The sequence below is a fragment of the Bradyrhizobium sp. ORS 86 genome (assembly GCF_045571475.1).
GTDB lineage: Bacteria > Pseudomonadota > Alphaproteobacteria > Rhizobiales > Xanthobacteraceae > Bradyrhizobium.
In genome coordinates this window covers 6,187,487-6,210,077 of record NZ_CP120699.1, presented here as the reverse complement: position 1 = coordinate 6,210,077, position 22,591 = coordinate 6,187,487, and the positions used below count along the sequence as shown (strand labels likewise).

20 protein-coding genes are annotated in these 22,591 nt (G+C 64.6%); 9 read left to right on the top strand and 11 right to left on the bottom strand.

Annotated elements, in window-relative coordinates:
* The first annotated feature begins 180 nt into the window (after positions 1-180).
* Positions 181-1,371 carry an ABC transporter substrate-binding protein gene (locus P6U25_RS28635; RefSeq protein WP_407148116.1) on the top strand — a complete coding sequence of 397 codons (1,191 nt, stop codon included), beginning with the start codon at positions 181-183 and terminating at the stop codon, positions 1,369-1,371.
* Between the two features lie 149 nt (positions 1,372-1,520).
* Here the strand turns inward: P6U25_RS28635 and P6U25_RS28630 are convergent, their stop codons facing one another.
* The 4 genes from P6U25_RS28630 to P6U25_RS28615 form a co-directional block, all read right to left on the bottom strand.
* Complete coding sequence (locus P6U25_RS28630) at positions 1,521-2,576, bottom strand: 2-oxoacid:ferredoxin oxidoreductase subunit beta (protein ID WP_407148115.1); 1,056 nt, start codon at positions 2,574-2,576, stop codon at positions 1,521-1,523.
* Complete coding sequence (locus P6U25_RS28625; protein ID WP_407148114.1) at positions 2,573-4,420, bottom strand: 2-oxoacid:acceptor oxidoreductase subunit alpha; 1,848 nt, start codon at positions 4,418-4,420, stop codon at positions 2,573-2,575. The genes P6U25_RS28630 and P6U25_RS28625 overlap by 4 nt, the downstream gene beginning before the upstream one ends.
* Complete coding sequence (locus P6U25_RS28620; RefSeq protein ID WP_407148113.1) at positions 4,390-6,189, bottom strand: FAD-dependent oxidoreductase; 1,800 nt, start codon at positions 6,187-6,189, stop codon at positions 4,390-4,392. The genes P6U25_RS28625 and P6U25_RS28620 overlap by 31 nt, the downstream gene beginning before the upstream one ends.
* Positions 6,190-6,432: 243 nt before the next feature.
* Complete coding sequence (locus tag P6U25_RS28615) at positions 6,433-7,104, bottom strand: hypothetical protein (RefSeq protein ID WP_407148112.1); 672 nt, start codon at positions 7,102-7,104, stop codon at positions 6,433-6,435.
* Between the two features lie 195 nt (positions 7,105-7,299).
* On the opposite strand from P6U25_RS28615, the gene P6U25_RS28610 reads away from it, so the two are divergent.
* Complete coding sequence (locus P6U25_RS28610) at positions 7,300-9,639, top strand: caspase family protein (RefSeq protein ID WP_407148111.1); 2,340 nt, start codon at positions 7,300-7,302, stop codon at positions 9,637-9,639.
* Between the two features lie 475 nt (positions 9,640-10,114).
* Here P6U25_RS28610 and pip read toward each other — a convergent pair whose 3' ends face one another.
* From pip to pqqA, 6 genes are all read right to left on the bottom strand, one after another.
* Positions 10,115-11,104 (bottom strand): prolyl aminopeptidase, encoded by a 990-nt coding sequence (gene pip, locus P6U25_RS28605; protein ID WP_407148110.1) that lies wholly within the window; start codon positions 11,102-11,104, stop codon positions 10,115-10,117.
* The gene (gene pqqE, locus P6U25_RS28600) at positions 11,094-12,314 is read right to left on the bottom strand and encodes a pyrroloquinoline quinone biosynthesis protein PqqE (protein ID WP_407148109.1); all 1,221 of its coding nucleotides are present in this window, start codon (positions 12,312-12,314) and stop codon (positions 11,094-11,096) included. Before pqqE ends, pip begins: the two co-directional genes overlap by 11 nt.
* Entirely contained in the window at positions 12,311-12,619 is a 309-nt protein-coding gene (pqqD, locus tag P6U25_RS28595) for a pyrroloquinoline quinone biosynthesis peptide chaperone PqqD (RefSeq protein WP_280976197.1), read from the bottom strand. Before pqqD ends, pqqE begins: the two co-directional genes overlap by 4 nt.
* 9 nt (positions 12,620-12,628) lie before the next feature.
* Positions 12,629-13,384: a pyrroloquinoline-quinone synthase PqqC gene (gene pqqC / locus P6U25_RS28590; protein WP_407152633.1), complete on the bottom strand. Its 756-nt coding sequence runs from the start codon at positions 13,382-13,384 to the stop codon at positions 12,629-12,631.
* A gap of 20 nt (positions 13,385-13,404) precedes the next feature.
* Positions 13,405-14,334 (bottom strand): pyrroloquinoline quinone biosynthesis protein PqqB, encoded by a 930-nt coding sequence (pqqB, locus tag P6U25_RS28585; protein ID WP_407148108.1) that lies wholly within the window; start codon positions 14,332-14,334, stop codon positions 13,405-13,407.
* A gap of 145 nt (positions 14,335-14,479) precedes the next feature.
* Complete coding sequence (gene pqqA / locus P6U25_RS28580) at positions 14,480-14,560, bottom strand: pyrroloquinoline quinone precursor peptide PqqA (RefSeq protein WP_035635412.1); 81 nt, start codon at positions 14,558-14,560, stop codon at positions 14,480-14,482.
* Positions 14,561-14,881: 321 nt separating this feature from the next.
* Between pqqA and P6U25_RS28575 the strand changes: the two genes are divergently transcribed.
* From P6U25_RS28575 to P6U25_RS28545, 7 genes are all read left to right on the top strand, one after another.
* The gene (locus P6U25_RS28575; RefSeq protein WP_407148107.1) at positions 14,882-15,139 is read left to right on the top strand and encodes a DUF6894 family protein; all 258 of its coding nucleotides are present in this window, start codon (positions 14,882-14,884) and stop codon (positions 15,137-15,139) included.
* 174 nt (positions 15,140-15,313) lie between these two features.
* A complete protein-coding gene (locus P6U25_RS28570; RefSeq protein ID WP_407148106.1) occupies positions 15,314-16,585 on the top strand; it encodes a PQQ-dependent sugar dehydrogenase in 1,272 nt (423 codons plus the stop codon).
* 363 nt (positions 16,586-16,948) lie between these two features.
* Positions 16,949-17,518: a c-type cytochrome gene (locus P6U25_RS28565; protein ID WP_407148105.1), complete on the top strand. Its 570-nt coding sequence runs from the start codon at positions 16,949-16,951 to the stop codon at positions 17,516-17,518.
* Between the two features lie 157 nt (positions 17,519-17,675).
* On the top strand, positions 17,676-19,067 hold the full coding sequence (locus tag P6U25_RS28560) for an amidase family protein (RefSeq protein ID WP_407148104.1): 1,392 nt from the start codon (positions 17,676-17,678) through the stop codon (positions 19,065-19,067).
* 18 nt (positions 19,068-19,085) lie between these two features.
* Positions 19,086-19,562 (top strand): glutathione peroxidase, encoded by a 477-nt coding sequence (locus P6U25_RS28555; RefSeq protein WP_407148103.1) that lies wholly within the window; start codon positions 19,086-19,088, stop codon positions 19,560-19,562.
* A complete protein-coding gene (locus P6U25_RS28550) occupies positions 19,559-19,828 on the top strand; it encodes a DUF3297 family protein (RefSeq protein WP_407148102.1) in 270 nt (89 codons plus the stop codon). The genes P6U25_RS28555 and P6U25_RS28550 overlap by 4 nt, the downstream gene beginning before the upstream one ends.
* Positions 19,829-19,964: 136 nt before the next feature.
* On the top strand, positions 19,965-21,134 hold the full coding sequence (locus P6U25_RS28545) for a mandelate racemase/muconate lactonizing enzyme family protein (protein ID WP_407148100.1): 1,170 nt from the start codon (positions 19,965-19,967) through the stop codon (positions 21,132-21,134).
* A 62-nt stretch (positions 21,135-21,196) separates the two neighbouring features.
* Here P6U25_RS28545 and P6U25_RS28540 read toward each other — a convergent pair whose 3' ends face one another.
* Positions 21,197-22,549 carry a malonyl-CoA decarboxylase gene (locus tag P6U25_RS28540; protein WP_407148099.1) on the bottom strand — a complete coding sequence of 451 codons (1,353 nt, stop codon included), beginning with the start codon at positions 22,547-22,549 and terminating at the stop codon, positions 21,197-21,199.
* Between the last annotated feature and the right edge of the window lie 42 nt (positions 22,550-22,591).

Sequence of the window (22,591 nt, the reverse complement as noted above, 5' to 3'; positions counted from 1 at the left end):
GCTCGATAAACCTTCGTGACCGTCGAAGGCCTGCATCGCGAAACATTGCGACAACATTCACACACATGATGCGCGCCGCTTCGAGCGCATGGCGGCATGCGAAGGTGTCTTGGCGATTGCCTGCGCGAACGCGATTGATAATGTGCGCCGCGTCAAGAAAACCAAAAAAGGATATCGCTCTTGTCGACTCGCAAACGCCCGGCGGGCTCTCTCGCCATTGCCGCGCTCACGGCCTCGCTGATCGCGCCGTCCATTGCAGCCGAGACATCAATCAAAATTGGAAACACCGCGCCTTACAGCGGTCCGGCATCCGCCTATGGCACCATCGCGCGCGCGGAGGCGGCGTATTTCCAGATGCTCAACGATCAGGGCGGCATCAACGGCCGCAAGATCGAGTTCGAAAGTCTCGACGATGCCTATTCGCCGTCGAAGACGGTCGAGCAGACACGCAAGCTGGTCGAGCAGGATGAGGTGCTCGCGCTGTTCAGCGCGGTCGGCACCGCGCCTAATATCGCCGTCCAGAAATATCTGAACATCAAGCACGTGCCCCAGCTCTTTGTCTCGTCGGGCGCAACGCGCTGGAACGATCCGAAGCATTCTCCCTGGACGGTGGGCTTCAATCCGACCTACGAGCTCGAAGGCAAGCTGTACGCGAAATACATTCTGAAGACCAAGCCGGACGCGAAGATCGCCGTGATCACGCCGAACGAGGATGCCGGCAAGGACTATCTGAAGGGTTTCAAGGAAGGCCTTGGCGAGCATGTCGGGCAGATCGTCGCGGAGACGACCTATCTGACATCAGACCCGACGATCGATTCACAGATGGTGACGATGCGCGAGTCGGGTGCCGATGTGTTCTTCGCGGAAGCGACGCCGAAATTCGCTGCGCAGGCGCTGCGCAAGGCCGCGGGCATGGGCTGGAAGCCGTTGACCATCCTGCCGTCGGTGTCCAACTCGGTCTCGGCGGTGCTCGAACCGGCAGGGCTCGAGAATGTCGTCGGCGTGGTGACCGGGCTCTATTTGAAAGACCCGACCGATCCGCGCTGGGCCGACGATCCCGGGCAGAAGGAGTTTTCGGCCTGGATGAAGAAGTATCAGCCCAATGCGAGCCCGGGCGATCTCTTCAACGTGCAGGGCTACACCGTCGCACAGGTCATGACCGCCGTGCTGAAGAACTGCAACGGTGATTACAGCCGCGACAACATCATCAAGCAGGCAACCAACCTGAAGGCGCTGGACATGCCGATGCTGCTGCCGGGCATCAAGATCCAGACCGAGCCTGACAACGTGACGCCGATCCGTCAGATCCAGATGGCGCGCTTCGACGGCAAGTCGTGGGCGCTGTTCGGCGATGTCCTGAGCGACAAGTAACCGTCACCAACTGTGGTCCCTGCGAAAGCAGGGACCCATACGCCGCGGCCTTCGTTATAAGCGGGACTCGTCGTTCCAGCGTAGCTCGACAATCTGCATCGGTGGTCATGGGTTCTGCTTTTCGCAGGACGACACCGAATTTGCTGTACTTACCGCAAACTGGCGTTGATCTTGTCCAGCACCGCCGAGCCGGGGCACAGCGCCTTCTCGTCCAGCGAGTTGAGCGGCGTCTCGACGGTGTCGAGATGGGCGTGCAGATCCTCGGCGTCCGGGTCGACGTAGAGCAGCCCGGTGACGATCTGGCCCTTGGCCGCGTGCTTCTGCAGGAAGGTCATCGCGCCCAGCCGATCGTGCGGATCGTAGTCGGCATCGAGCTTGCGCAGCGCAAGCCTGGAGCCGTCATGCTGCTCGACCACCTGCACGGTGCCCGGCGCATAGTCGACGCTGATCGGATCGCGGCCAACCAGCACGTCGAGGCGGTTGACCGCATCATTGTGCTCGCGCACATAGTCGAAGCTCTTGGTCGAGCCGGCGTGGTTGTTGAAGGCGATGCAGGGGCTGATCACGTCGATGAAGGACGCGCCCTTGTGGCGGATCGCGGCCGCGATCAGCGGCACCAATTGGGTCTTGTCGCCGGAGAAGCTGCGCGCCACGAAGGTCGCGCCGAGTTGCAGCGCGATTGCGACCAAGTCGATCGCGTTGTCGGTGTTGGTGATACCTTTCTTCGACTTCGAGCCGCGGTCGGCGGTGGCCGAGAACTGGCCCTTGGTCAGGCCATACACGCCGTTGTTCTCGACGATGTAGGTCATGTTGACGCCGCGACGGATCGAATGCGCGAACTGGCCGAAGCCGATCGAGGCGGAATCGCCGTCGCCGGAGACGCCGAGATAGATCAGGTCGCGGTTGGCGAGGTTGGCGCCGGTCAACACCGACGGCATGCGGCCGTGCACCGAGTTGAAGCCGTGCGAATTGCCGAGGAAGTAGTCCGGCGTCTTCGACGAGCAGCCGATGCCGGAGATCTTCGCCACCCGGTGCGGCTCGATCGAGAGCTCGTAGCACGCCTCGATGATCGAGGCGGTGATCGAGTCGTGCCCGCAGCCGGCGCACAGCGTCGAGATCTTCCCCTCGTAGTCGCGATGGGTATAGCCGAGTTCGTTCTTCTTCAGGCCGGGATGATGGAACTTGGGTTTTGCAATGTAGGTCATGACACGGCCTTGCGGAGAGGGGTCACCTTGAGATGATCCTGGTGGTCGCCGATCGCGTTGGCAATGAAGCGCGCGGTGATCGGCGTGCCGTCATAGTGCAGGATCGGCACCAGCCGGACCGGATCGATGCCGTTCTCGTTGACGATGAGCTGGCGGAGCTGGGCGTCGCGGTTCTGCTCGACCACATAGACGAAGTCGTGGTCGGCGATGAAGCTCGCGACGCTGGAGTGGAACGGGAAGGCGCGGATGCGCAGCCGGTCGAGCTGATGACCGCGCGCCTCCAGGAGGCCGATCGCTTCGTCCATCGCGGGCGAGGTCGAGCCGAAATAGATCACGCCATACTTGGTCGGCTTCGCGGCATTGGCTTGCAGCGGCCGCGGCACCATGTCCTGCGCGGTCTCGAACTTGCGCACCAGGCGCTGCATGTTGTCGGCATAGACGGCGCCTTCCTCCGAATAGCGCGCGTAGCGGTCGCGGGAGGTGCCGCGGGTGAAGTAGGAGCCCTTGGTCGGATGCGTGCCGGGATAGGTGCGATAGGGGATGCCGTCGCCGTCGACGTCGAGGTAGCGGCCGAAGTCGCGGCCTTCCTCCAGCATCTCCGCGGTCATCACCTTGCCGCGGTCGTACTGGCGGGCGTCGTCCCACTTCAGCGGGCGGCACAGCCGGTGGTTCATGCCGATGTCGAGATCGAGCATCAGAAAGATCGTGGTCTGCAGCCGCTCGGCGAGATCGAACGCCGCCGCGGCGAACTCGAAGGCCTCCGCCGGATCTTCCGGGAACAGCAGCACATGCTTGGTATCGCCGTGTGATGCATAGGCGCAGGCGATCACGTCGCATTGCTGCGTGCGCGTCGGCATGCCCGTTGAGGGGCCGGCACGCTGGATGTTCATGATCACGGCCGGGATCTCGGCGAAATAGGACAGGCCGATGAACTCGGTCATCAGCGAGATGCCGGGGCCCGACGTTGCGGTGAAGGCTCGTGCGCCGTTCCAGGAGGCGCCGATCACGATGCCGATCGAGGCGAGCTCGTCCTCGCCCTGCACGATCGCGTATTTCGCCTTTCCGGTCTCGGGATCGTGACGATATTTCTTGCAGTGGCTGGTGAAGGCTTCCGCGACTGAGGACGACGGCGTGATCGGATACCAGGCGCAGACGGTGGCACCACCATAGACGGCGCCGAGCGCAGCCGCGCTGTTGCCCTCGAGGAAGATGCGGTCGCCGACCTTGTCGGTCTTGCTCACCCGGAGCCCGATCGGGCATTTCAGGTTCTGCAGCGCCCAGTCGCGGCCGAGATGCAGCGCGTGGACGTTGGAGGACAACAGCTTCTCCTTGCCCTTGTACTGCTCGCCGATCAATTGCTCGACCAGCTTGGGATCGAGATCGAGCAGAGCACAGAGCGCGCCCAGATAAATGATGTTCTTGAATAGCTGGCGCTGCCGCGGATCTGTGTAGGTCGAGTTGGTGATCGCGGTCAGCGGCACGCCGATCACTGTGATGTCCTCGCGGAACTTGGACGAGGGCATCGGCTTGGTCGAATCGTAGAACAGATAGCCGCCGGGCTCGATCGAGGCGACGTCCTTGTCCCAGGTCTGGGGGTTCATCGCCACCATCAAGTCGACCCCGCCACGGGCGCCGAGATGGCCAGCTTCGGTGACCCGCACCTCGTACCAGGTTGGCAGGCCCTGGATGTTGGAGGGGAAGATATTGCGCGGTGAGACCGGAACGCCGTGGCGCAGGATCGAACGCGCGAACAGCTCGTTGGCGGAAGCCGAGCCCGAACCGTTGACGTTGGCGAAGCGGACGACGAAGTCGTTTACGCTGCTGATCGGGCTTTGGACTGACATGTTGATCCTGCGTGAACCATATCGATGAGGTACTTCTGCATATCCCAGGCGCCGGTCGGGCAGCGCTCGGCGCACAGCCCGCAATGCAGGCAGACATCTTCGTCTTTCACCATGACGCGGCCGGTCTTCAGGTCGCCCGAGACGTAGAGCGCCTGGTCGTGATGCGGCGAGGGCGCCTTCAGCCGCTGCCGCAAATCATCCTCGTCACCATTCGGGGTAAAGGTGATGCAATCCATCGGACAGATGTCGGCGCAGGCGTCGCATTCGATGCACAGCGGCGCCGAGAACACCGTCTGCACGTCGCAGTTCAGGCAGCGCTGCGCCTCACCCAGTGCGAGCTTGAGGTCGTAGCCGAGCTCGACCTCGGCGCGGATGTCCTTCAGTGCGATCACCTTGTCGCGATGCGGCACCTTGAAGCGCTTGTCGGCGGAGATGTCGTTGTCGTAGCTCCACTCGTGGATGCCCATCTTCTGTGAAGAGACCTCCACCTCGGGCAGCGGGCGTTCGTTGATGTCCTCGCCGGACAGCATCCGGTGGATCGAGAGCGCGGCATCGTGGCCGTGCGCCACCGCCCAGATGATGTTCTTCGGCCCGAACGCCGCGTCGCCGCCGAAGAACACCTTCGGATTGGTCGAGACGAATGTCTTGGGATCGACCTTCGGCATGTGCCACTTGTCGAACTCGATGCCGCAATCGGCTTCGATCCAGGGAAATGCGTTCTCCTGGCCGACCGCAACCAGCACGTCGTCGCAAGGCACGGTCTCGTCCGGCTCGCCTGACGGCACCAGATTGCGCCGGCCGTTGGCGTCATATTCCGCCTTCACCTTCTGGAAGGTGACGCCGGTGAGCTTGCCGTTGTGGTGAACGAAGGCGACCGGCACCATGAAGTTGAGGATCGGGATGTCCTCATGCATGGCGTCTTCCTTCTCCCACGGCGAGGCCTTCATCTCCTCGAAGCCGGAGCGGACGATCACCTTGACGCTCTCGCCGCCGAGGCGGCGCGCAGTGCGGCAGCAGTCCATCGCGGTGTTGCCGCCGCCGAGCACGATGACGCGGCGGCCGATCTTGTCGATATGGCCGAACGAGACCGACGCCAGCCATTCGATGCCGATATGGATGTTGGCGGCTGCTTCTTTGCGGCCGGGGATGTCGAGCTCGCGGCCGCGCGGCGCGCCGCTCCCGACGAAGATCGCGTCATAGTTCTCGGCCAGCAATTGCTTGAGGCTATCGATGCGCTGGCCGCCTTTGAACTCGACGCCGAGGCCCAGGATGTAGTCGGTCTCCTCGTCGATCACGCTGTCGGGCAGCCGGAATTTCGGAATCTGGCTGCGCATCATGCCGCCGGCCTTGGGATCGCCGTCGAACACGGTGCAGTGATAGCCGAGCGGGGCGAGGTCGCGGGCCACCGCGAGCGACGCCGGTCCGCCGCCGACCAGCGCGATGCGGCGGCCGTTCTTCGGTCCCGGTTTTGGCAGGCGGTGCTTGATGTCGTCCTTGAAGTCGGCCGCGACGCGCTTCAGGCGGCAGATCGCGACCGGATTCTCCTCGACGCGGCCGCGGCGGCAGGCCGGCTCGCAGGGGCGGTCGCAGGTGCGTCCCAGAATTCCGGGAAACACGTTCGACTTCCAATTGATCATGTAGGCGTCGCTGTAACGCCCCTCAGCAATCAACCGGATGTACTCAGGAACGGGAGTGTGTGCGGGGCAGGCCCATTGGCAATCGACTACTTTGTGAAAGTAATCCGGCGCCGAGATATCAGTCGGTTTCATTCCTACCTTTGACCCGCGCGAAAAATGCCAGACCTTGCGCGGCCTTATTGTTGACGACGAGCGCTCACGCGACGTTGTTCTGGTTTTTGAATTGGATCATAGACTTATCTTATTAGAGCCGTTCCAGAGAAGGCAAAGCCAAATTTGCGCGATCATCAGCTTTCGCGCGGCTGACTTGCGTCCAGCGTTAATCTCGATGCCATTATGCGGCGGTGCAACATGATGCGCCGCCGCATTGGGCGCTTAGCCGCGCGGAAGGTCGCCCTTGGCGAGATCCCACAACAGCCGATAGACGCCGCTCGTCACCACCAGCGGCTTGAGCGCAATGTTATTGATGATGCGCGCCGCGGCAGCCGGCACTGCATCCACATCGGTTGCATCGATCAGCGCGAACCAGTCGCCGGCGCCGGGATCGGCCTTCGCTGCATCGGGCGTCAGCGGCCGGGACAGCACCGGATCGTTCTCCAAGAGGTGCATCGAGATGATCCCGTCCAGCGCCGATGGATCGAACTGCTCTTCGAGCACCGCGCGAAGCTTGTCCGCGCCATCGGCGGGCGGACGCAGGCGGATGATGCCGAGCGCCGCGCCGCGGCCGGTTCCGCGGCTGATGGTGATGCGGGCGACCCCACGGATCATGTTCTTGAAGCGCGCGATATTGGCCTTCGACCATTCGGTCTGGTTGGCAAGGGCCGTGCGATAGGCGGGGCTGTCGAGCACGTCGAACGTCGCGGTCGAGTAGAGGCTCAGATACTTCGGCCTGCCGTCATGGGCGACATAGCGGCGGGCTTCGATGAAACCCTCGATCGCGACTCGCTCCTCGATGTGTTCACGATCGTACCAGCGATTGAATTCAGCTTCGTGTAAGCTGTCGACATCCATCGATGTCAGCAGCATGCCCTGTCCGGCGATCGGCATCTTGTGCTCCTGTGTGCCTGTTTTGATTGTCGAATATTGCCGAACGGCCGACGCAACGGAAGCCGGTTCCTGCTGTGAAAACCGATCCAGACCAAGGATTGCCACAATTGCTGTAATGCTGTTCAGCGCGGGTTCACGGAGATTGCAGTTCCATTTGGCCCGCCAAGTTCTTGAAAGAAGAAAAGGACGACCGCTATGGCGCGAATTCTGTGGGCATTGATCGTCGGTCTTGTGTCGCTGGCGTCGCTGCCCGCGCTGGCGCAGGACCAGGAAAAGCGGCTCGCGCTCGTCATCGGAAATGGCTCCTACGAGGCGGCTCCGCTGCAGACCGCCGCCAATGACGCCGGATTGATCGCACAGACTCTGCAAGCGGCCGGCTTCGACGTGATCGGCGCCCGCGACCTCGACGGCGAGACGCTGCGCAAGTCATTCCGCGATTTCGTCCAGAAGGTGCAGGAGGCCGGCCCGAACGCCGTCGCCTTCGTCTATCTCGCCGGTTATGGCCTGCAACTGATCGGCGAGAACTACTTCGTGCCGGTCGATGCCAAGATCGCCCGCGACACTGACGTGCCGGTCGAGGCGATCCGCCTGTCCGACTACACCCATCAGCTCTCGGCGCTACAGATCAAGGCGACCGTGATCGTGCTCGATGCGGCGCGCAGCAATCCCTTCGCCAAGGGAGGGCAGCCGCTGGCCGGCGGCCTGGCGCTGGTCGATCCGGATCCGAAGATGCTGATCGCCTTCAACTCGGCGCCCGGCACCGTCGCTCCCGACGGCGCACCGCCCTACGGGCCCTATGCCCAGGCACTTGCCGAGATGATTCGTACCGGCGGTCTCAGCCTGCCCGACGTGTTCGACCGGGTCCGCTTGCGCGTCAACGAGATGACCAAGGGTGCGCAGATCCCCTGGGATGCCCAGAAGATCGACGCGTCCTTCGTGTTCTTCGATCGTAAGCCTGACGCGCCGCCCGCCCAGGCCGATGCCGGGGTGCGCACCAAGCCGATCCGCGACTACTCTGCGCAGGATGCCTATGCCGCGGCGCTGGAGCGCGACACGATGCAGGGCTACGAGGATTACCTGCAGGCCTATCCGAACGATCCGCTGGCCAAGCGCGTGCGGGCGATCGTGGCGGCGCGGCGCGAGGCGATCACCTGGCGGCGCACTTACACTGCCGATACACCGGATGCCTATTGGTCCTACCTCAGTCGCTATCCGCGCGGGCCGCATGCGGCCGACGCGCGGCGGCGCCTTGCCTATCTCTCGGCGGCGCTCGAGCCGCCGCCGCAGTTCGCCGAGATCGACTACGACGTGCCGCCGCCGCCGCCGGATGAAGTGGTCTATGTCGACCGTCCGGTGCTCTACTACAGCGATCCGGTGTTTGACTTTGTGCCGCCACCGCCGCCGCCGGTGTTCTTCCTGCCGCCGCCACCGCCGGATTTCGTGGTGCTGGCGCCGCCACCGCCGCCGATCGGCCTGTTCGTGCTGCCGACGCCGTTCTTCGTGGCGATGCCGGCCTATGTGGCGCCGCCGCCCTATGTGGTGCCGCCGCCAAACAACATCGTGTTCAACAACATCCACAACACGACGATCATTAACACCGTGATCAACAATCCCAGTCCCACGCCGGCGCAGCTCGCTGCGGCCGGGGTGAGGCCGACGGTCCCCGGCGGGCCGATCTCGCGAGCGCCGACGCTGCCGCCGGCGGCCCTGCAGCGCGCCAATCTGGTGCAGCCGGGCGGCGCGCAAGGCGCTCAGCCCGCCCCCGGTGCGCGGCCCGGAATGCTGCCGACCCAGCCGGGCGCAGCGCCGAGCACGAACGCCGCAACCGCGCCCACCAACCCTGCCGCGCCCGGCGTTCACACGCTGCCCGGTGCCAGGAACGGTCCGCCGTTGCCGCAGACGGCGACGGCGCCTGCCAGTCCGGTACAACGTGGCGCTCGGCCGAATGCGCTCACTCCCTCCACCGGTTCGCAGCCTGCGCCGGGCGCGCGGCCGCAAGTCGGTGCGGTTCAGCCCGGCGCGCAGTCACCGACGGCGACCAGGCCGGGCACCACGACAGCGCCTGGGGCGCGCACACAGACCCCGCCGGCGAATGCAGCGCGGCCTTCGGTTGCAGCCGCACCCAACCCGGTGAACCGGGCCGCGCCGGTCACGTCGCCGCCTTCGCAACGTAGTGGGCCCGCGCGTGCCGCAGTGACACCTGCACCGGTGACCCGTGCCGCACCGCCGCAGGTTCGCGCGGCGCCGCCGCCAGCCGCGCGTACAGCCCCACCGCCGCCGTCGCGCACGGCAGCCGTCCCGCCGCCGCAGCGCGCGGTCGCTCCGCCCCCGCGGGTTGCTGCTCCTCCGCCGGCGCGCGTGGCCCCTCCGCCGCCTCCGCGTGCTGCTGCTCCACCGCCCCCGCGGCCGGCGATGCAGGTGCAGCGCGCAGCCCCGCCGCCGCCACCACGCATGGCGCCGCCGGCGCCTGCGAGGCCCGCGGCTGCGGCACGGCCGGCGCCGGCGCGCTGTCCGCCGGGACAGTGTCAACACTGATCATGTAAGCGGAAGGGCCGGGCAGGTCAGCATCCATGAGCACCTCGGATCTGTCGGATTCCGGTCGGCTTCAACAAACCGAAGGATCTCAGTGTGGTTTGAAGGGGGCAGCGCCAAAATATCGAAAACAACCCCATGCAAAGTAGTCGTCGGTTGCCACTGTTTGACACGGCAACTTGACATGTCGGGCAACTCAGCGGTATTTTTCTATTATTCAGAAATTGTGCAATGGCGGCCGGATGGCCGGCGAGCAGATCGAGATGTCGCGGGCAACCTGTTCCAGAACCGCGACTATCGGGCGGCGAACTCCGCCTCGCCTCGCCCCGCTTGCGGGGAGAGGCCGGAACGCATCGTAAGATGCGTTCCGGGTGAGGGGGAGTCTCCGCGAGTCCGATTGTTACCGCCTTCGTGTAGGCAGCCCCTCACCCCAACCCTCTCCCCGTAAGAACGGGGAGAGGGAGCTCGGTTCCGCCGGTCAACCTAGCGCTGCTCTGGACGCCAGGTCCGCGATCGCCTTCATCACGGCGTTGCGGATGCCGGGGTCGTAGAGGATGTGGCCGGCGCCGTCGATGATGCGGACCTCGCTGCCTGGCCAGCGCGCGGCGAGCGCGTGCGAGGTCGCGGGCGGGCACAGCAGGTCGTAGCGGCCCTGCACCAGGATGCCGGGAATGCCGGCGAGCTTGCCGGCCCCGTCCATGAGCTGGTTCGGCCGCATGAAGCAGTCGTTGGCGAAATAATGCGCTTCCATGAACGGCGTCGAGGGCAGGGCGCCTGATCCGTTCAGGGAGGCGGGATCGAGCCGCGTCTGTTTCGGCGTGTGCTCCGATAGCGTGCGCTCGGTGTCGTGCCAGGCGCGCGCGGCCGGGGCATGCACGGCGGCGTCCGGATCGAGGATGCGGTGATAATAGGAGATGAGCGGCGCGGCGCGTTCGTGCTCCGGCAGCATCTCGAGGAAATCCCCATGGAGCGCGGGATAGAACCGCGGCAGGGTGTGCAGGAAGGCGCCGTCCAGTTCCGCGCGCGTGCCGAGAAAGGTCGCGCGCAGCATGAGGCCGCTGACGCGGTCGGGATGGGCCTGCGCATAGGCCAGGGCCAGCGTCGCGCCCCAGGAGCCGCCGACCACCAGCCAGCGTTTGAAACCGAACCGCTCACGGATCTTTTCCATGTCCGCGATCAGATGCGGCGTCGTGTTGTGCTCGCGGCTGCCCTTCGGCCGGCTGCGGCCGCAGCCGCGCTGGTCGAACAGCACGGCGTGGAAGCGCTCGGGATCAAACAGGCGGCGATGGTCCGGCTGGCAGCCGCTGCCGGGACCGCCATGCAGATAGACGGCGGGAACGCCGCCCTCGCGGCCGACGCTTTCGACATGGATCGCGTGGCCGTCGCCGACATCGATCAATTCCGACGTCAGCGGTGCAAAGGGATCGGATCGCCTGGCGGCTTTGCCGGCATCGGCGTCAGGCGCCATGAGATTTTTCCTGGGGATCGTCCGTCTCCAGCGTGCCGCCGGCGAAGTTGCGATAGAGGAAGCGATCCTGATGCGCCGCCGCCTCACGCTCGGCCTGCTTGAAGATCTCCTCGTGCCGCGGCGACAGCGCGCAGGCCGGATCGGTGTTGCCGGCATCGCCGGTCAGCGCGAAGGCCTGGCAGCGGCAGCCGCCGTAATCGACCTCGCGGAACTCGCAGGATTTGCACGGCTCGGGCATCCACCCGGTGCCGCGATAGCGGTTGAACGCTTCCGAGTTCTGCCAGATCCACGCGATCGAATGGTTCGAGCGCACGGATTCGAATTGCAGCCCGGTGATGCTTTCTGCGGCATGGCACGGCAGCACCTTGCCGGCCGGCGAGATATTGAAGAACTGGCGGCCCCAGCCGCCCATGCACTTCTTCGGCCGTAACGCGTAATAGTCCGGCACCACGTAGTCGATCGCGAGCGTGCCCTTCAGCCGCGCCTGCGCTTCCTCGACGATGCGGCTGGTCTCCTCGATCTGCTCGATCGTCGGCATCAACGCGGCGCGGTTCTTCAGCGCCCAACCGTAATACTGCACGTTGGCGACCTCGAGCCGGTCGGCGTCGAGATCGACCGCCATCTGGATGATGTCGCGGAGCTGATGCAGGTTTTGCCGGTGCATCACCGCATTCACGGTCAGCGGCAATTCGAGCTCGCGCGTCCATTTCGCCACTTCGAGCTTCTTCCGGTGCGCGTCCTTCAGCCCGGCGACGCGGTCGGCGACGCCGGGCTCGTTGCCCTGGAAGCTGATCTGCACATGACAGAGGCCGGCATCGGCCAGCGCCGCGAGCTTGTCTTTCGTCAGCAGCACGGCCGAGGTGATCAGGTTGGAATAAAGTCCGACATCGGTCGCGTGCTGCACCAGCTCGACAATGTCCTTGCGCGCGGTCGGCTCGCCGCCGGAGAAATGGATCTGCAGCACGCCGAGCTCGGCAAGCTCGCCCAGCACCTTCTTCCACTCGTCCGTGGTGAGCTCGGTGCTGCCGCGGTCGAGCTCGACCGGGTTCGAGCAGTACGGGCATTGCAGCGGGCAGCGATGCGTGACCTCGGCGAGCACCGCAAGCGGAATGCCGTAGGTCTCGGCCGCCGAGCGGCGGCTCTCCAGCACCGCGAGCCCGTCGCTCGGGGCCGCCGCTGTCGTCTTGTTGTCGGCGAGCGTGTCACTCATGGCGTCTTCTCGCGCGCTTCGGTGAGAAAGCCCTTGTCAGCGAGATCCTGCAGCATCGCGACCACGTCGCCCGAGATCGCCTCGCGCGGCGCGGCATATTTCACCGCAAGCTGGTCGACCATCTCGGACACGCTGCGCACGCCGTCGCAGAGCTGCAGCACTTCGACCGCGATCTCGTCCGGCGCCAGCACACGCTCCGGCGCGAGGATCACCCAGACCTGCCGCGTCTCGTCGAATTTCAGCTTGGCATGGCGCGGCAGCTTCGGCCGGCTGGTCTCGCTGACGCTGATGTTGCGGCTCGCCATGGCTTGTCCCTAGCTGGTCTTCGGCACGAAGGCGCCCGGCGGAATGTGGCCGTCGACATAGGCGTGATAGAGCGCGTCGAGCTGCACCCACAGCACGTTGGTCTTGAAGATCAGCGCGTTGCAGACCGCCTCGCGCTCGGCCGGCGTCTTCGCATGCTGCTTGACGTAGTCGAGCGCGAAATTCGCGTCGCGCGGCGCCTGCGCCAGACGGCGGCTGAAATAGCTCATGATGTCGGGATTGACGAAGCTGTAGTGCTTCAGCATCCCCGAGATGCGCTCCTCATGCAGGTTCGGCGCGAACAATTCGGTGAGCGAGGAGGCGATCGCCTCCAGCGGGGTGCGGTCACGGCAGAAATGCACATAGGCCTCCACCGCGAAGCGCGTCGCCGGCAGAATGCCTTCGGTCGATTCCACGTAAGCCGTATCGAGGCCGAGGCCCTCGGTCAGCTTGAGCCAGCGCTCGATGCCGCCTTCATTGCCGAGGTCGCCGTCGTGATCCTCGATGCGGTGGCGCCACTCGATCCGTGTCGCACGGTCGCGGAAGCGCGAGATCACCATCGCGTCCTTCAGCGGAATCGTGCTCTGGTAGTAGTAGCGGTTGAGCGCCCAGGCCTGCACCTGACCCTTGTTGAGCTTGCCGCCATGCAGCAACCGGTGGAACGGATGCAGGCTGTGATAGCGCGTCGCGCCGATCTGGCGCAGCGTCGCCTCCATCGCCTCGGCGCTGTCGAGCGAGATGCCCTTGCCGATCGAAAGCGCGGTCATTCCTGAGGTCAGCACGACATTCACAGCACGATCTCCGTTCCGTCGGCAGGAATCTGCCACCCGGCCTGTTCGACCGCCTTGCGTTCGGCCGAGGTCCCAAGCAGTGCCGGGTTGGAGTTGTTGATATGCAAAAACACTTTTCGTCCGATGTCGAGGCCGTCGAGGCTGCTGATCGCGCCATGCTCGCCCGACATCGCGATATGTCCCATGCTTTGGCCGGTCTTGTTGCCGAGCCCCGCCGCGATCAGCTCGTCATCGCGCCACACCGTGCCGTCGAAGAACACCAGCGGCGCGCCCTTGAGCCGTTCCCTGAGGTCGTCGGTCACCCGCGCGCAAGCGGCGACGAAGTAGAAATATTTGCCACTCCGCTTGTCCGCAATACGCAGACCCAACGTATCGCCCGCACCATCGCGGCCGGCCGGATGTGTCTTGCCTTCGAGGTACCAGGCGCCCTTGCCGGGAACCTCGAACGGCACCACCTCGATGCCGGAGGGCGATCCATCCGGCAGGGCAGGCTCGAAGGCGGCGTCGACCGCAATTCCCCGGCGCCCGACGTTCTTCTCGCTCAACACGTTGAAGACACTGTTGGAGCGCAAGATCGCCAGTACCCGCTCATGCGCGTAGATCGTGAACGGCGATCCCTCGCGCATCGACAGCAATCCGGCGACGGCATCGATCTCACCATTGGTGAGGATCACGCCCGTGATCGGGCTGTGGCGCAGCACGCCTTGCTTCGGATGCAACTGCGGTGTCGCGATCAGTTGCTGACGGAGGTCGGGCGAAGCGTTGACCAGAAACCAGTGCGCGCCGTCGCCGCTGAATGCGATCGAGGCCTGCGTGCTCTGCAATTCCGGATGATTACTCCGCGCGGCCCTGCACACGGGACATCCGCAGTTCCACTGCGGAACGCCGCCACCCGCTGCGGCACCCAGGACGACGACGCGAAGCATGACCCGTCTCCTGGAGGAATTGGACTCTCACCCAGAAACATTACGAGGTGGAGCCCGGATTTGAAACACACCCCTTTACTCGGGAGCGCGTTACGCCCGGACATCCACCTGCGTTAATCGCTAAACGTATACTGGACGCTGCCGCTTACTTGCGGGTGGCGCACATATACATGTTGATTTCCATGCCGACTGACACTTCGACGATCTTCGGTGCTTTCCAGGCCATTTGGCTCTCCCATTGCAACCGGACGACTTCCGCCCTGCAATTAACGTACTGCGACAGAAAAACTTCGCCACTTAAATTTTTCGCAAGGTTGCTTTGCGTCTCGTCATGCTGCGCTGCGGCAAATCTCCGCGATTACTCACGGAGTTGTGCGCATCGTCCCCTCAAAAGCCCGTGGCATCAGACCTTTTTCCTGTTGTTCGGAGTTGGGTGAATAGTGATGTTGGGATGGGGGTTGGGCTCGCAAGCCTCCTCCCAAGGTCCTGGTGGACGATTTTCGCGCCCGCGGCGACGAGGGGTGCCCAACTGAGCCGAGTTCAGCCGATGCCACGCTATTTCTTCAACACCCGTATCGGCGACGAGCTGATTTCCGATCCCGAGGGCGAGGTTTTGCGCGATCCCGATCGCGCCTGGGAAATGGCGCGGGCCATGATTCGCGAACTGCTCAAAACCGAGGGCGCCGACGGCGCATTGCTGAGCGCGGTGATCGAGGTGACCGACGACGAGGGCGAGATCGTGCTCGAGTTTCCGTTCACGGAGGCGATCCTCGACCGCCCGGACCGCTCGATGACGAGGCATTGACGCGTCGAAAGGTCGCGCGGCGCAGCATCGAATCCTGCGCGTCTGCGTCCGGCATGTTTTTCGATTGCATTGCTCCGGACAATTGGGAGATTAGGCGTTCGGGAAGGCCGCCGACGCCGGTCGATGTCACCGGTGCCAGTCAAGCAAGACGGCTTCCGCCCAGGGGAGACCACCATGATACGTTGCTCATTCGCGCCGCGCAGCCTGCTGCTGGCTGGCGCCGTCTTCGCTGCATTGACGCTCGGTGCCGCGGCGCAGCAGCCCGCCGCGCCGCCTGCGTCTGGCGCCACACCCGCCCAGGCGCTGCCGCCGGGCTCGCCGTTGATCGGCCGTCCGGACGGTGAGGCGGCCGCCAAGCTCGCTCCCGTCGCCCCGCCGCCGCTCCCCGCCTCGCCCGACAAGCTGCCGCTCGCCAAGCTCAAGGCTCCGGCGGGCTTCAATGTCGAGGTCTATGCCGCCGGCATGGCCAATGCGCGCTCGATGGCGCTCGGCGACAAGGGCACCGTATTTGTCGGCAGCCGCCTCGTCGACAAGGTCTATGCGATCATCAACAAGGACGGCAAACGCTCGGTCAAGGTGCTCGCCTCCGGCCTCTATCGCCCGAACGGCGTCGCCTTCAAGAACGGCACGCTCTACATCGCCGAACTCTCGCAGGTCTCCAAGATCGACAACGTCGAGGACGTCCTGGACAATCCGCCGAAGCCCACCGTGATCTACGACAAGCTGCCGAAGGACGAGGCGCACGGCTGGAAGTTCATCGCCATCGGTCCCGACAACAAGCTCTATGTCCCGGTCGGCCAGCCCGGCAACAACGTGCTGCATGACGCCGACCACGGCCAGATCCGCCGCATGAATCTCGACGGCACCGGCGCCGAGGTCTACGCGCTCGGCGTGCGTAACACGGTCGGCTTCGACTGGAATCCCGAGACCAAGCAGATGTACTTCACCGACAACGGCCGCGACTGGCTGTCGGAGACGGTGCCGGAAGACGAGCTCAACCGCGTCACCAAGGCCGGCGAGGATTTCGGCGCGCCGTACTGCTATCAGGGCAACATCATCGACCAGGAGCTCGGCTGGGGTAAGTCCTGCAAGGACTACACGCCGCCGGTCGGCCTGATGGGTCCGCACACCGCCTCGCTCGGCATGCGCTTCTACACCGGCAGCATGTTCCCGAAGGCCTACAAGAACGCGATTTTCGTCGCGCGCCACGGCTCCTGGAACAAGACGCAGAAGCAGGGCGGCGACGTCGTCGTCGTCAAGCTGAACAAGGACGGCACCGTGAAGTCGGTCGAGCCGTTCCTGACCGGCTTCCTCCAGGATAACAAGTATGTCGGCCGCCCCGTCGACGTGATGCTGCTGAAGGACGGCTCGCTGCTCGTCTCCGACGACTGGAACGGCGCGATCTATCGCGTCTCCTACGGCAAGCCGAAGGTCGCGGACAAGTAAGTCGACGCAACCAAGTTTCCGTCATTGCGAGAATGCGGATGCACATTCTCTCAGTTGTCATGGCCCGCGCAGGCGGGCCATCCAGTACGCCGCGGCCTCTCGGTTCAAGCATCGGCCTCTCTGGAATACTGGATCACCCGCATGCGCGGGTGATGACACCGCGCTGTTTGACACGTGAACTTGGAACTGCCCCTGTCATTGAAGTCGCCGACCTGGAACTCACCCGCCTTCTTCCTAGGAGCGAAGCGACGAAGCAATCCATGTCTCCGCAAGCAGCGGTATGGATTGCCTCGCGGAGCCTGTCATCCGGCGGCGCCTCGCGCCGACCGGGTGGCTCGCAATGACGGTTTTGGAGTTGAAGCGATGCGTTACACGGTACTTGCAGTTCTGGCGCTTGCGTCCTTCGTATTTCCTGTCGGTGCCGAAACCATCCAGGAGCGCGCCGCGCCGTGTTTTGCCTGCCATGGCGAGCATGGCACATCGGAAACCGAGAACACGCCCTCGCTCGGCGGCCAGCAGGCACCATATGCGCTGATCCAGCTCTTCATGTTTCGCGAGAAGCTGCGCACCTTCGAGCCGATGAACGAGATGGCGAAGCCGCTCACCGACGACGATCTCAGGGCCTTCTCCGACTTCATCGCCACCCTGCCGAAGCCAGCTCCCCCCGCGGATGCCGGCGATCCCGCTAGAATCGCGCGCGGCCAGGCGCTGGCGCAGCAGAACCGCTGCAACACCTGCCACAACACGGATTATTCGGGGAAGGAGAACGTGCCGCGCATCGCCAACCAACGCGAGGACTATCTCGCCAAGACGCTCGCCGAATACAAGGACAACAGCCGCCACGGCTACGACGCCACCATGGCCGACGTGATGCAGACGGTAACCAAGGAACAGATCGCCGACCTTGCCTACTACATCGCCCGCGTTCGCTGAGATATCGGGCAGCACAGCGCTGGCCATGTCCTTCATGCGGCGCTAAAGCACGGCGTCGCGCTTTAGCGCTCTTTTTGAGCATGATCTTTTCGGAAAAACCGCTGCACACTTTTTCCGGATCATGCTGTAAAACGCTTGCCGTCACACGGAGCAGCACATGCAGGATCTTTGGCGTCTGTCGGCCACCGAACTGGCCAGCCTCATCAAGTCCAGGAAGGTTTCGGCAAAGGAGGCGGCGCAGGCGGGGCTTGCCCGGCTCGATGCGGTCAACCCGAAGATCAACGCGGTGGTCGATCACCGGCCCGACGATGTGCTGGCGCAGGCCGCTTCGATCGATGCGGCGATCGCGCGCGGCGAGGAGATGGGGCCGCTCGCCGGCGTGCCCGTTACCATCAAGGTCAATGTCGACCAGGAAGGCTATGCCACCACCAACGGCTTGAAGCTGCAGCGCGACAGCATCGCCAGGGCCGACAATCCCGTTGTTGCCAATCTGCGCAAGGCCGGCGCGGTGCTGCTCGGCCGCACCAACTGTCCGGCCTTTTCCTATCGCTGGTTCACCACCAACCTCATTCACGGCGACACCAAGAACCCGCGCGATCCAGCCATCACGCCGGGTGGCTCCTCGGGCGGCGCCGGTGCGGCGGTCGCAGCCGGCATCGGACACATCGCCCATGGCACCGACATCGCCGGCTCGATCCGCTATCCCGCCTATGCCTGCGGCGTGCATGGCCTGCGGCCGAGCATGGGCCGCATCCCGGCGTTCAATCCGGCGCTGCCGGAGCGTCCGATCGGTCCGCAGATCAGTGCGGTATCCGGTCCGCTGGCGCGCACCGTCAACGATCTGCGCATCGCACTGGCGGCGATGTCGGCTCCGGACTATCGCGATCCCTGGTATGCGCCGGTGCCGCTCGAGGGATCGCCACGGGAGAAGCGCGTCGCGATGTGCCTCAACCCAGACGGCCTCACCCCCGTGCCCGAGGTGGTCGCCGCGGTGGCCGATGCCGGCAAGCGGCTGCAGCAAGCGGGCTGGATCGTCGAGGAAATCGCCAATACGCCGCCCTTGCGCGAAGCCGCCGAGATCCAGACCAGGCTCTGGCTCGGCGACGGCTACGAGGCCCAGCTCGCGACTGCCGAGCGCGAGGGCGATCCCGGCGCGCTCGCCTGCCTGCGCGGCAACCGCGCCAAGGTGCATCCGTTCGACCTGTCGCAGGCGCTGACCCGCCGCGCCACCCTGACGCGCGAGTGGTTCGCGTTCTTCGAGCAATATCCGGTGCTGCTGATGCCGGTATCCGGCGAATTGCCGTTCCCCGACCAACTCGACTGCAAGGACGAGGCGTCATTTGCGCGGGTGTGGCACGCACAATTGCCGCAGATTGCCATTCCCTTCATGGGGCTTCCCGGGCTAACGGTCTCCACCGGATTGGTCGGGCGGATTCCGGTCGGCGTGCAACTGGTGGCCGGCCGCTACCGCGAAGACCTCTGCCTTGCGGCGGGCGAAGCGATCGAGGCCGGCGGCACGCCGTCGGCGGCGATCGATCCGGCGACATAGGTCACGACGAGAGACAGGATGCCGAGCGTCTATGATTTCACCGCCCGCTCGCTGGCCGGCGAGGACGTGCAGTTGCAGCGGTTCGAAGGGCGGGTGCTGCTGATCGTCAACACCGCGAGCGCCTGCGGCTTCACGCCGCAATACAAGGGCCTGCAGGAGCTGCACGCCGACCTGTCGTCGCGTGGTTTCGCGGTGCTCGGCTTTCCCTGCAACCAGTTCGGCGCGCAGGAGCCGGGCGACGCCAAACAGATCGCGGAGTTCTGCGAGACCAATTACGCCGTGACGTTCCCGATGTTTGCCAAGATCGACGTCAACGGCGCCAACGCACACCCGCTGTATGAGTATCTGAAGCGTGAGAAGTCGGGCCTGCTCGGCGCATCGATCAAATGGAATTTCACCAAGTTCCTGGTCGATCGCGCCGGCAAGGTGGTGGCGCGCCATGCGCCGACCGCCCGGCCCGAAGGATTGAGGAAGGATATCGAGGCGCTGCTATGAGCGAGAACAACGACACCACCAACGACCAATTGCCCGACCGCCTCTCGGTCGATCCGAACAGCCCGTATTACAACGCGGAGATCCTGGCGCGCGACGTCGGCATCCGCTTCAAGGGCGTCGAGAAGACCAATGTCGAGGAATATTGCGTCAGCGAGGGCTGGGTGCGCGTCACCGCCGGCAATGCCAAGGACCGCTACGGCAATCCGTTGACCATCAAGGTGCACGGTCCGGTCGAACCGTATTTCCGGGATAAGGCAAAGTCCTGAGGCCTACCTTCGCCGTTATTGCGAGCAAAGCGAAGCAATCCATCGCGCCGCAAGCTGAAGTATGGATTGCTTCGTCGCTTCGCTCCTCGCAATGACGATGAGGAGAGGCGGTTAGCCTAACTCAAAGAGCAACACCATGTCCGTCCGTATTATCGACGTCCGCGAGGTCACCAAGCCGATCTCGTCGCCGATCCGCAACGCCTATATCGATTTCACCAAGATGACCTCGAGCCTGGTCGCTGTCGTCACCGACGTGGTGCGCGACGGCAAGCGAGTGATCGGTTACGGCTTCAATTCCAACGGCCGCTATGGGCAGGGCGGCCTGATCCGCGAACGCTTCGCGCCGCGGCTCAAGGAAGCCGATCCGAAGTCGCTGCTCGATGCCAGCGGCGACAATCTCGATCCCGACAAGGTGTGGTCGACCCTGATGTCGAACGAGAAGCCGGGTGGCCATGGCGAGCGCTCGGTCGCAGTCGGCACCATCGACATGGCGGTCTGGGATGCGGTGGCGAAGATCGCCGGCAAGCCGCTGTTTCGCCTGCTCGCGGAGCGCCACGGCCTGACCGCCAATCCGCGCGTCTTCGTCTACGCCGCCGGCGGCTATTACTATCCGGGCAAGGACCTCGGCGGCCTGCGCACGGAGATGCGCGGCTATCTCGACCGCGGCTACAACGTCGTGAAGATGAAGATCGGCGGCGCGCCGCTGGCCGAGGACCGCGCGCGGATCGAGGCAGTGCTGAAGGAGATCGGCAAGGACGCCCAGCTCGCGGTCGACGCCAACGGCCGCTTCGATCTGGAGACCGCGATCGCCTACGCCAGGATGCTGCGGGACTATCCGCTGTTCTGGTACGAGGAGGCCGGCGATCCGCTCGATTACGCCTTGCAGGCCGCGCTGGCCGAGTTCTATCCGGGTCCGATGGCAACCGGCGAGAACCTGTTCAGCCACCAGGATGCGAAAAATCTGATCCGCTACGGCGGTATGCGGCCGGATCGCGACTGGCTGCAATTCGACTGCGCACTGTCCTATGGGCTCTGCGAATATCAGCGCACGCTCGCGGTGCTGAAGACCCACGGCTGGTCGCCGAGCCGCTGCATCCCGCATGGCGGCCACCAGATGTCGCTCAACATCGCGGCCGGCCTCGGGCTCGGCGGCAATGAGAGCTATCCCGACCTGTTCCAACCCTACGGCGGCTTCCCCGACGGCGTGCGGGTGGAGAACGGCCACATCACGATGCCCGATCTTCCCGGCATCGGGTTCGAGGGCAAGTCCGATCTCTACAAGGAGATGAAGGCGCTGGCAGAATAGCCCGTTGGGCACGTCATTCCGGGTCTGGTCCTTCGGACCATCCCGGAATGACGGCAAGTGCGCTACCCCAGCCGCATGTCCAGCCGCCGCCGGCCTTCGCCTTTGAGCAGCTTCTTCACCGCGCTGGAGGCGATCACCTCGCCGGTGTTGGCATAAGCCTCGTGGTTCTTCTCGATGTCGTCGAGCCGGTAGAGGTAGTTGACCATGATGCCGGCGGATTCGCGCATACCCTTCGGCGAGAGATCGCCGAGCCAGTTGATCCGCTCCAGCCGCGCGCCGTTGCCGAGATGGAAGCGTGCGACCGAGTCGATCAGCCGGCCCTTGGGCGTGCGCGCCTTCAGGAAATAATAGGCAGCGAGCGGCTCCAGCACCGCGCGCAGTTGCGTCGCGAGCTCGGCATTCTCGAACCAATCGGGCTTGCTGAGGCCCTCCAGCAACGAGCGATCGTCGTCGTTGAGCGGCACGTCGGTTGCCTGCTTCACCCACTGCATGAAGCCCGGCACCGGCGACAGCGTCACGAAATTGTCGAGCTTCGGCAATTCGCGGCGCAGCTCCTCGACCACCTGCTTGATCAGGAAGCTGCCGAAGGAGATGCCGCCAAGGCCGCGCTGGGTGTTCGAGATCGAATAGAACACGGCGGTGCGGGCACGCTCGACCGGCACCGGCTCGCGCTCCTCGGCGAGCAGCGGTGCGATCGCGCCCGGGATGGATTCTGTGAGCGCCACCTCGACGAAGATCAGCGGCTCGTCGGCGAGGGCGGGGTGGAAGAAGGCGTAGCAGCGGCGGTCGACCGGATCGATGCGTCGGCGCAAATCGTCCCAGTCGCGGATTTCATGCACGGCCTCGTAGCGAATGATCTTTTCCAGAATATTGGCCGGCGACGACCAGTCTATCCTGCGCAGCACGAGAAATCCCCTGTTGAACCAGGATGAGAGCAGATGCACCACGTCGCGGTCGAGCGCGGCGAGGTCCTTGTTGCCCTTCATCAGTGAAAGCAGATCGGATCGCATCGACACCAGTTCGCCGGTGCCGCCGGGCGCGCGGTTGAGCCGGCGAATCAATTCCTGCCGGCGCGGCTCGGAGGCGAAATGCAGGTCGCTGGCGTCGTCGCCATTGGCTTGCGCGCGCCAGCTCTCGATGGCCTGCAGCAGTCTGGCCTGATCGGGTCCGAAATCGCGGGCCAGCGTGTGGAAGAAGGACAGCCGGCCGTCACCATCGAGGTGGTGGTAGCGATCGAGCACCTCGCGCGCCATTGCAGTGCCGGAGGCCTCACCGCGCCCCGATAGCAATGCCTCGCACAAGTCCAGCAGCTCGGAAGGATCCTGCTTGTCGTTGGTCGGGACGGCGCGGCGGAGCAGGGTGCGGCCGCGTTCGGAGATTGTCGAGAGCAGATCGGAGAAAAAGGCGTTGGCCATTGGCGAGTCGTATCCAGTTTAGCCGAACCTTACACGGGATTT

What these genes read in the sequence shown, in the direction of transcription:
- pqqD (WP_280976197.1), bottom strand. Translation starts at nt 12,619, where the DNA reads ATGGCGAGCCGCAACATCAGCGTCAGCGAGACCAGCCGGCCGAAGCTG.
- P6U25_RS28610 (WP_407148111.1), top strand. Translation starts at nt 7,300, where the DNA reads ATGGCGCGAATTCTGTGGGCATTGATCGTCGGTCTTGTGTCGCTGGCG.
- pqqA (WP_035635412.1), bottom strand. Translation starts at nt 14,560, where the DNA reads ATGGCCTGGAAAGCACCGAAGATCGTCGAAGTGTCAGTCGGCATGGAA.
- P6U25_RS28625 (WP_407148114.1), bottom strand. Translation starts at nt 4,420, where the DNA reads ATGTCAGTCCAAAGCCCGATCAGCAGCGTAAACGACTTCGTCGTCCGC.
- P6U25_RS28570 (WP_407148106.1), top strand. Translation starts at nt 15,314, where the DNA reads ATGATACGTTGCTCATTCGCGCCGCGCAGCCTGCTGCTGGCTGGCGCC.
- pip (WP_407148110.1), bottom strand. Translation starts at nt 11,104, where the DNA reads ATGGCGCCTGACGCCGATGCCGGCAAAGCCGCCAGGCGATCCGATCCC.
- pqqE (WP_407148109.1), bottom strand. Translation starts at nt 12,314, where the DNA reads ATGAGTGACACGCTCGCCGACAACAAGACGACAGCGGCGGCCCCGAGC.
- P6U25_RS28560 (WP_407148104.1), top strand. Translation starts at nt 17,676, where the DNA reads ATGCAGGATCTTTGGCGTCTGTCGGCCACCGAACTGGCCAGCCTCATC.
- P6U25_RS28550 (WP_407148102.1), top strand. Translation starts at nt 19,559, where the DNA reads ATGAGCGAGAACAACGACACCACCAACGACCAATTGCCCGACCGCCTC.
- pqqB (WP_407148108.1), bottom strand. Translation starts at nt 14,334, where the DNA reads ATGCTTCGCGTCGTCGTCCTGGGTGCCGCAGCGGGTGGCGGCGTTCCG.
- P6U25_RS28555 (WP_407148103.1), top strand. Translation starts at nt 19,086, where the DNA reads ATGCCGAGCGTCTATGATTTCACCGCCCGCTCGCTGGCCGGCGAGGAC.
- P6U25_RS28540 (WP_407148099.1), bottom strand. Translation starts at nt 22,549, where the DNA reads ATGGCCAACGCCTTTTTCTCCGATCTGCTCTCGACAATCTCCGAACGC.
- P6U25_RS28615 (WP_407148112.1), bottom strand. Translation starts at nt 7,104, where the DNA reads ATGCCGATCGCCGGACAGGGCATGCTGCTGACATCGATGGATGTCGAC.
- P6U25_RS28630 (WP_407148115.1), bottom strand. Translation starts at nt 2,576, where the DNA reads ATGACCTACATTGCAAAACCCAAGTTCCATCATCCCGGCCTGAAGAAG.
- P6U25_RS28545 (WP_407148100.1), top strand. Translation starts at nt 19,965, where the DNA reads ATGTCCGTCCGTATTATCGACGTCCGCGAGGTCACCAAGCCGATCTCG.
- pqqC (WP_407152633.1), bottom strand. Translation starts at nt 13,384, where the DNA reads ATGACCGCGCTTTCGATCGGCAAGGGCATCTCGCTCGACAGCGCCGAG.
- P6U25_RS28575 (WP_407148107.1), top strand. Translation starts at nt 14,882, where the DNA reads ATGCCACGCTATTTCTTCAACACCCGTATCGGCGACGAGCTGATTTCC.
- P6U25_RS28620 (WP_407148113.1), bottom strand. Translation starts at nt 6,189, where the DNA reads ATGAAACCGACTGATATCTCGGCGCCGGATTACTTTCACAAAGTAGTC.
- P6U25_RS28565 (WP_407148105.1), top strand. Translation starts at nt 16,949, where the DNA reads ATGCGTTACACGGTACTTGCAGTTCTGGCGCTTGCGTCCTTCGTATTT.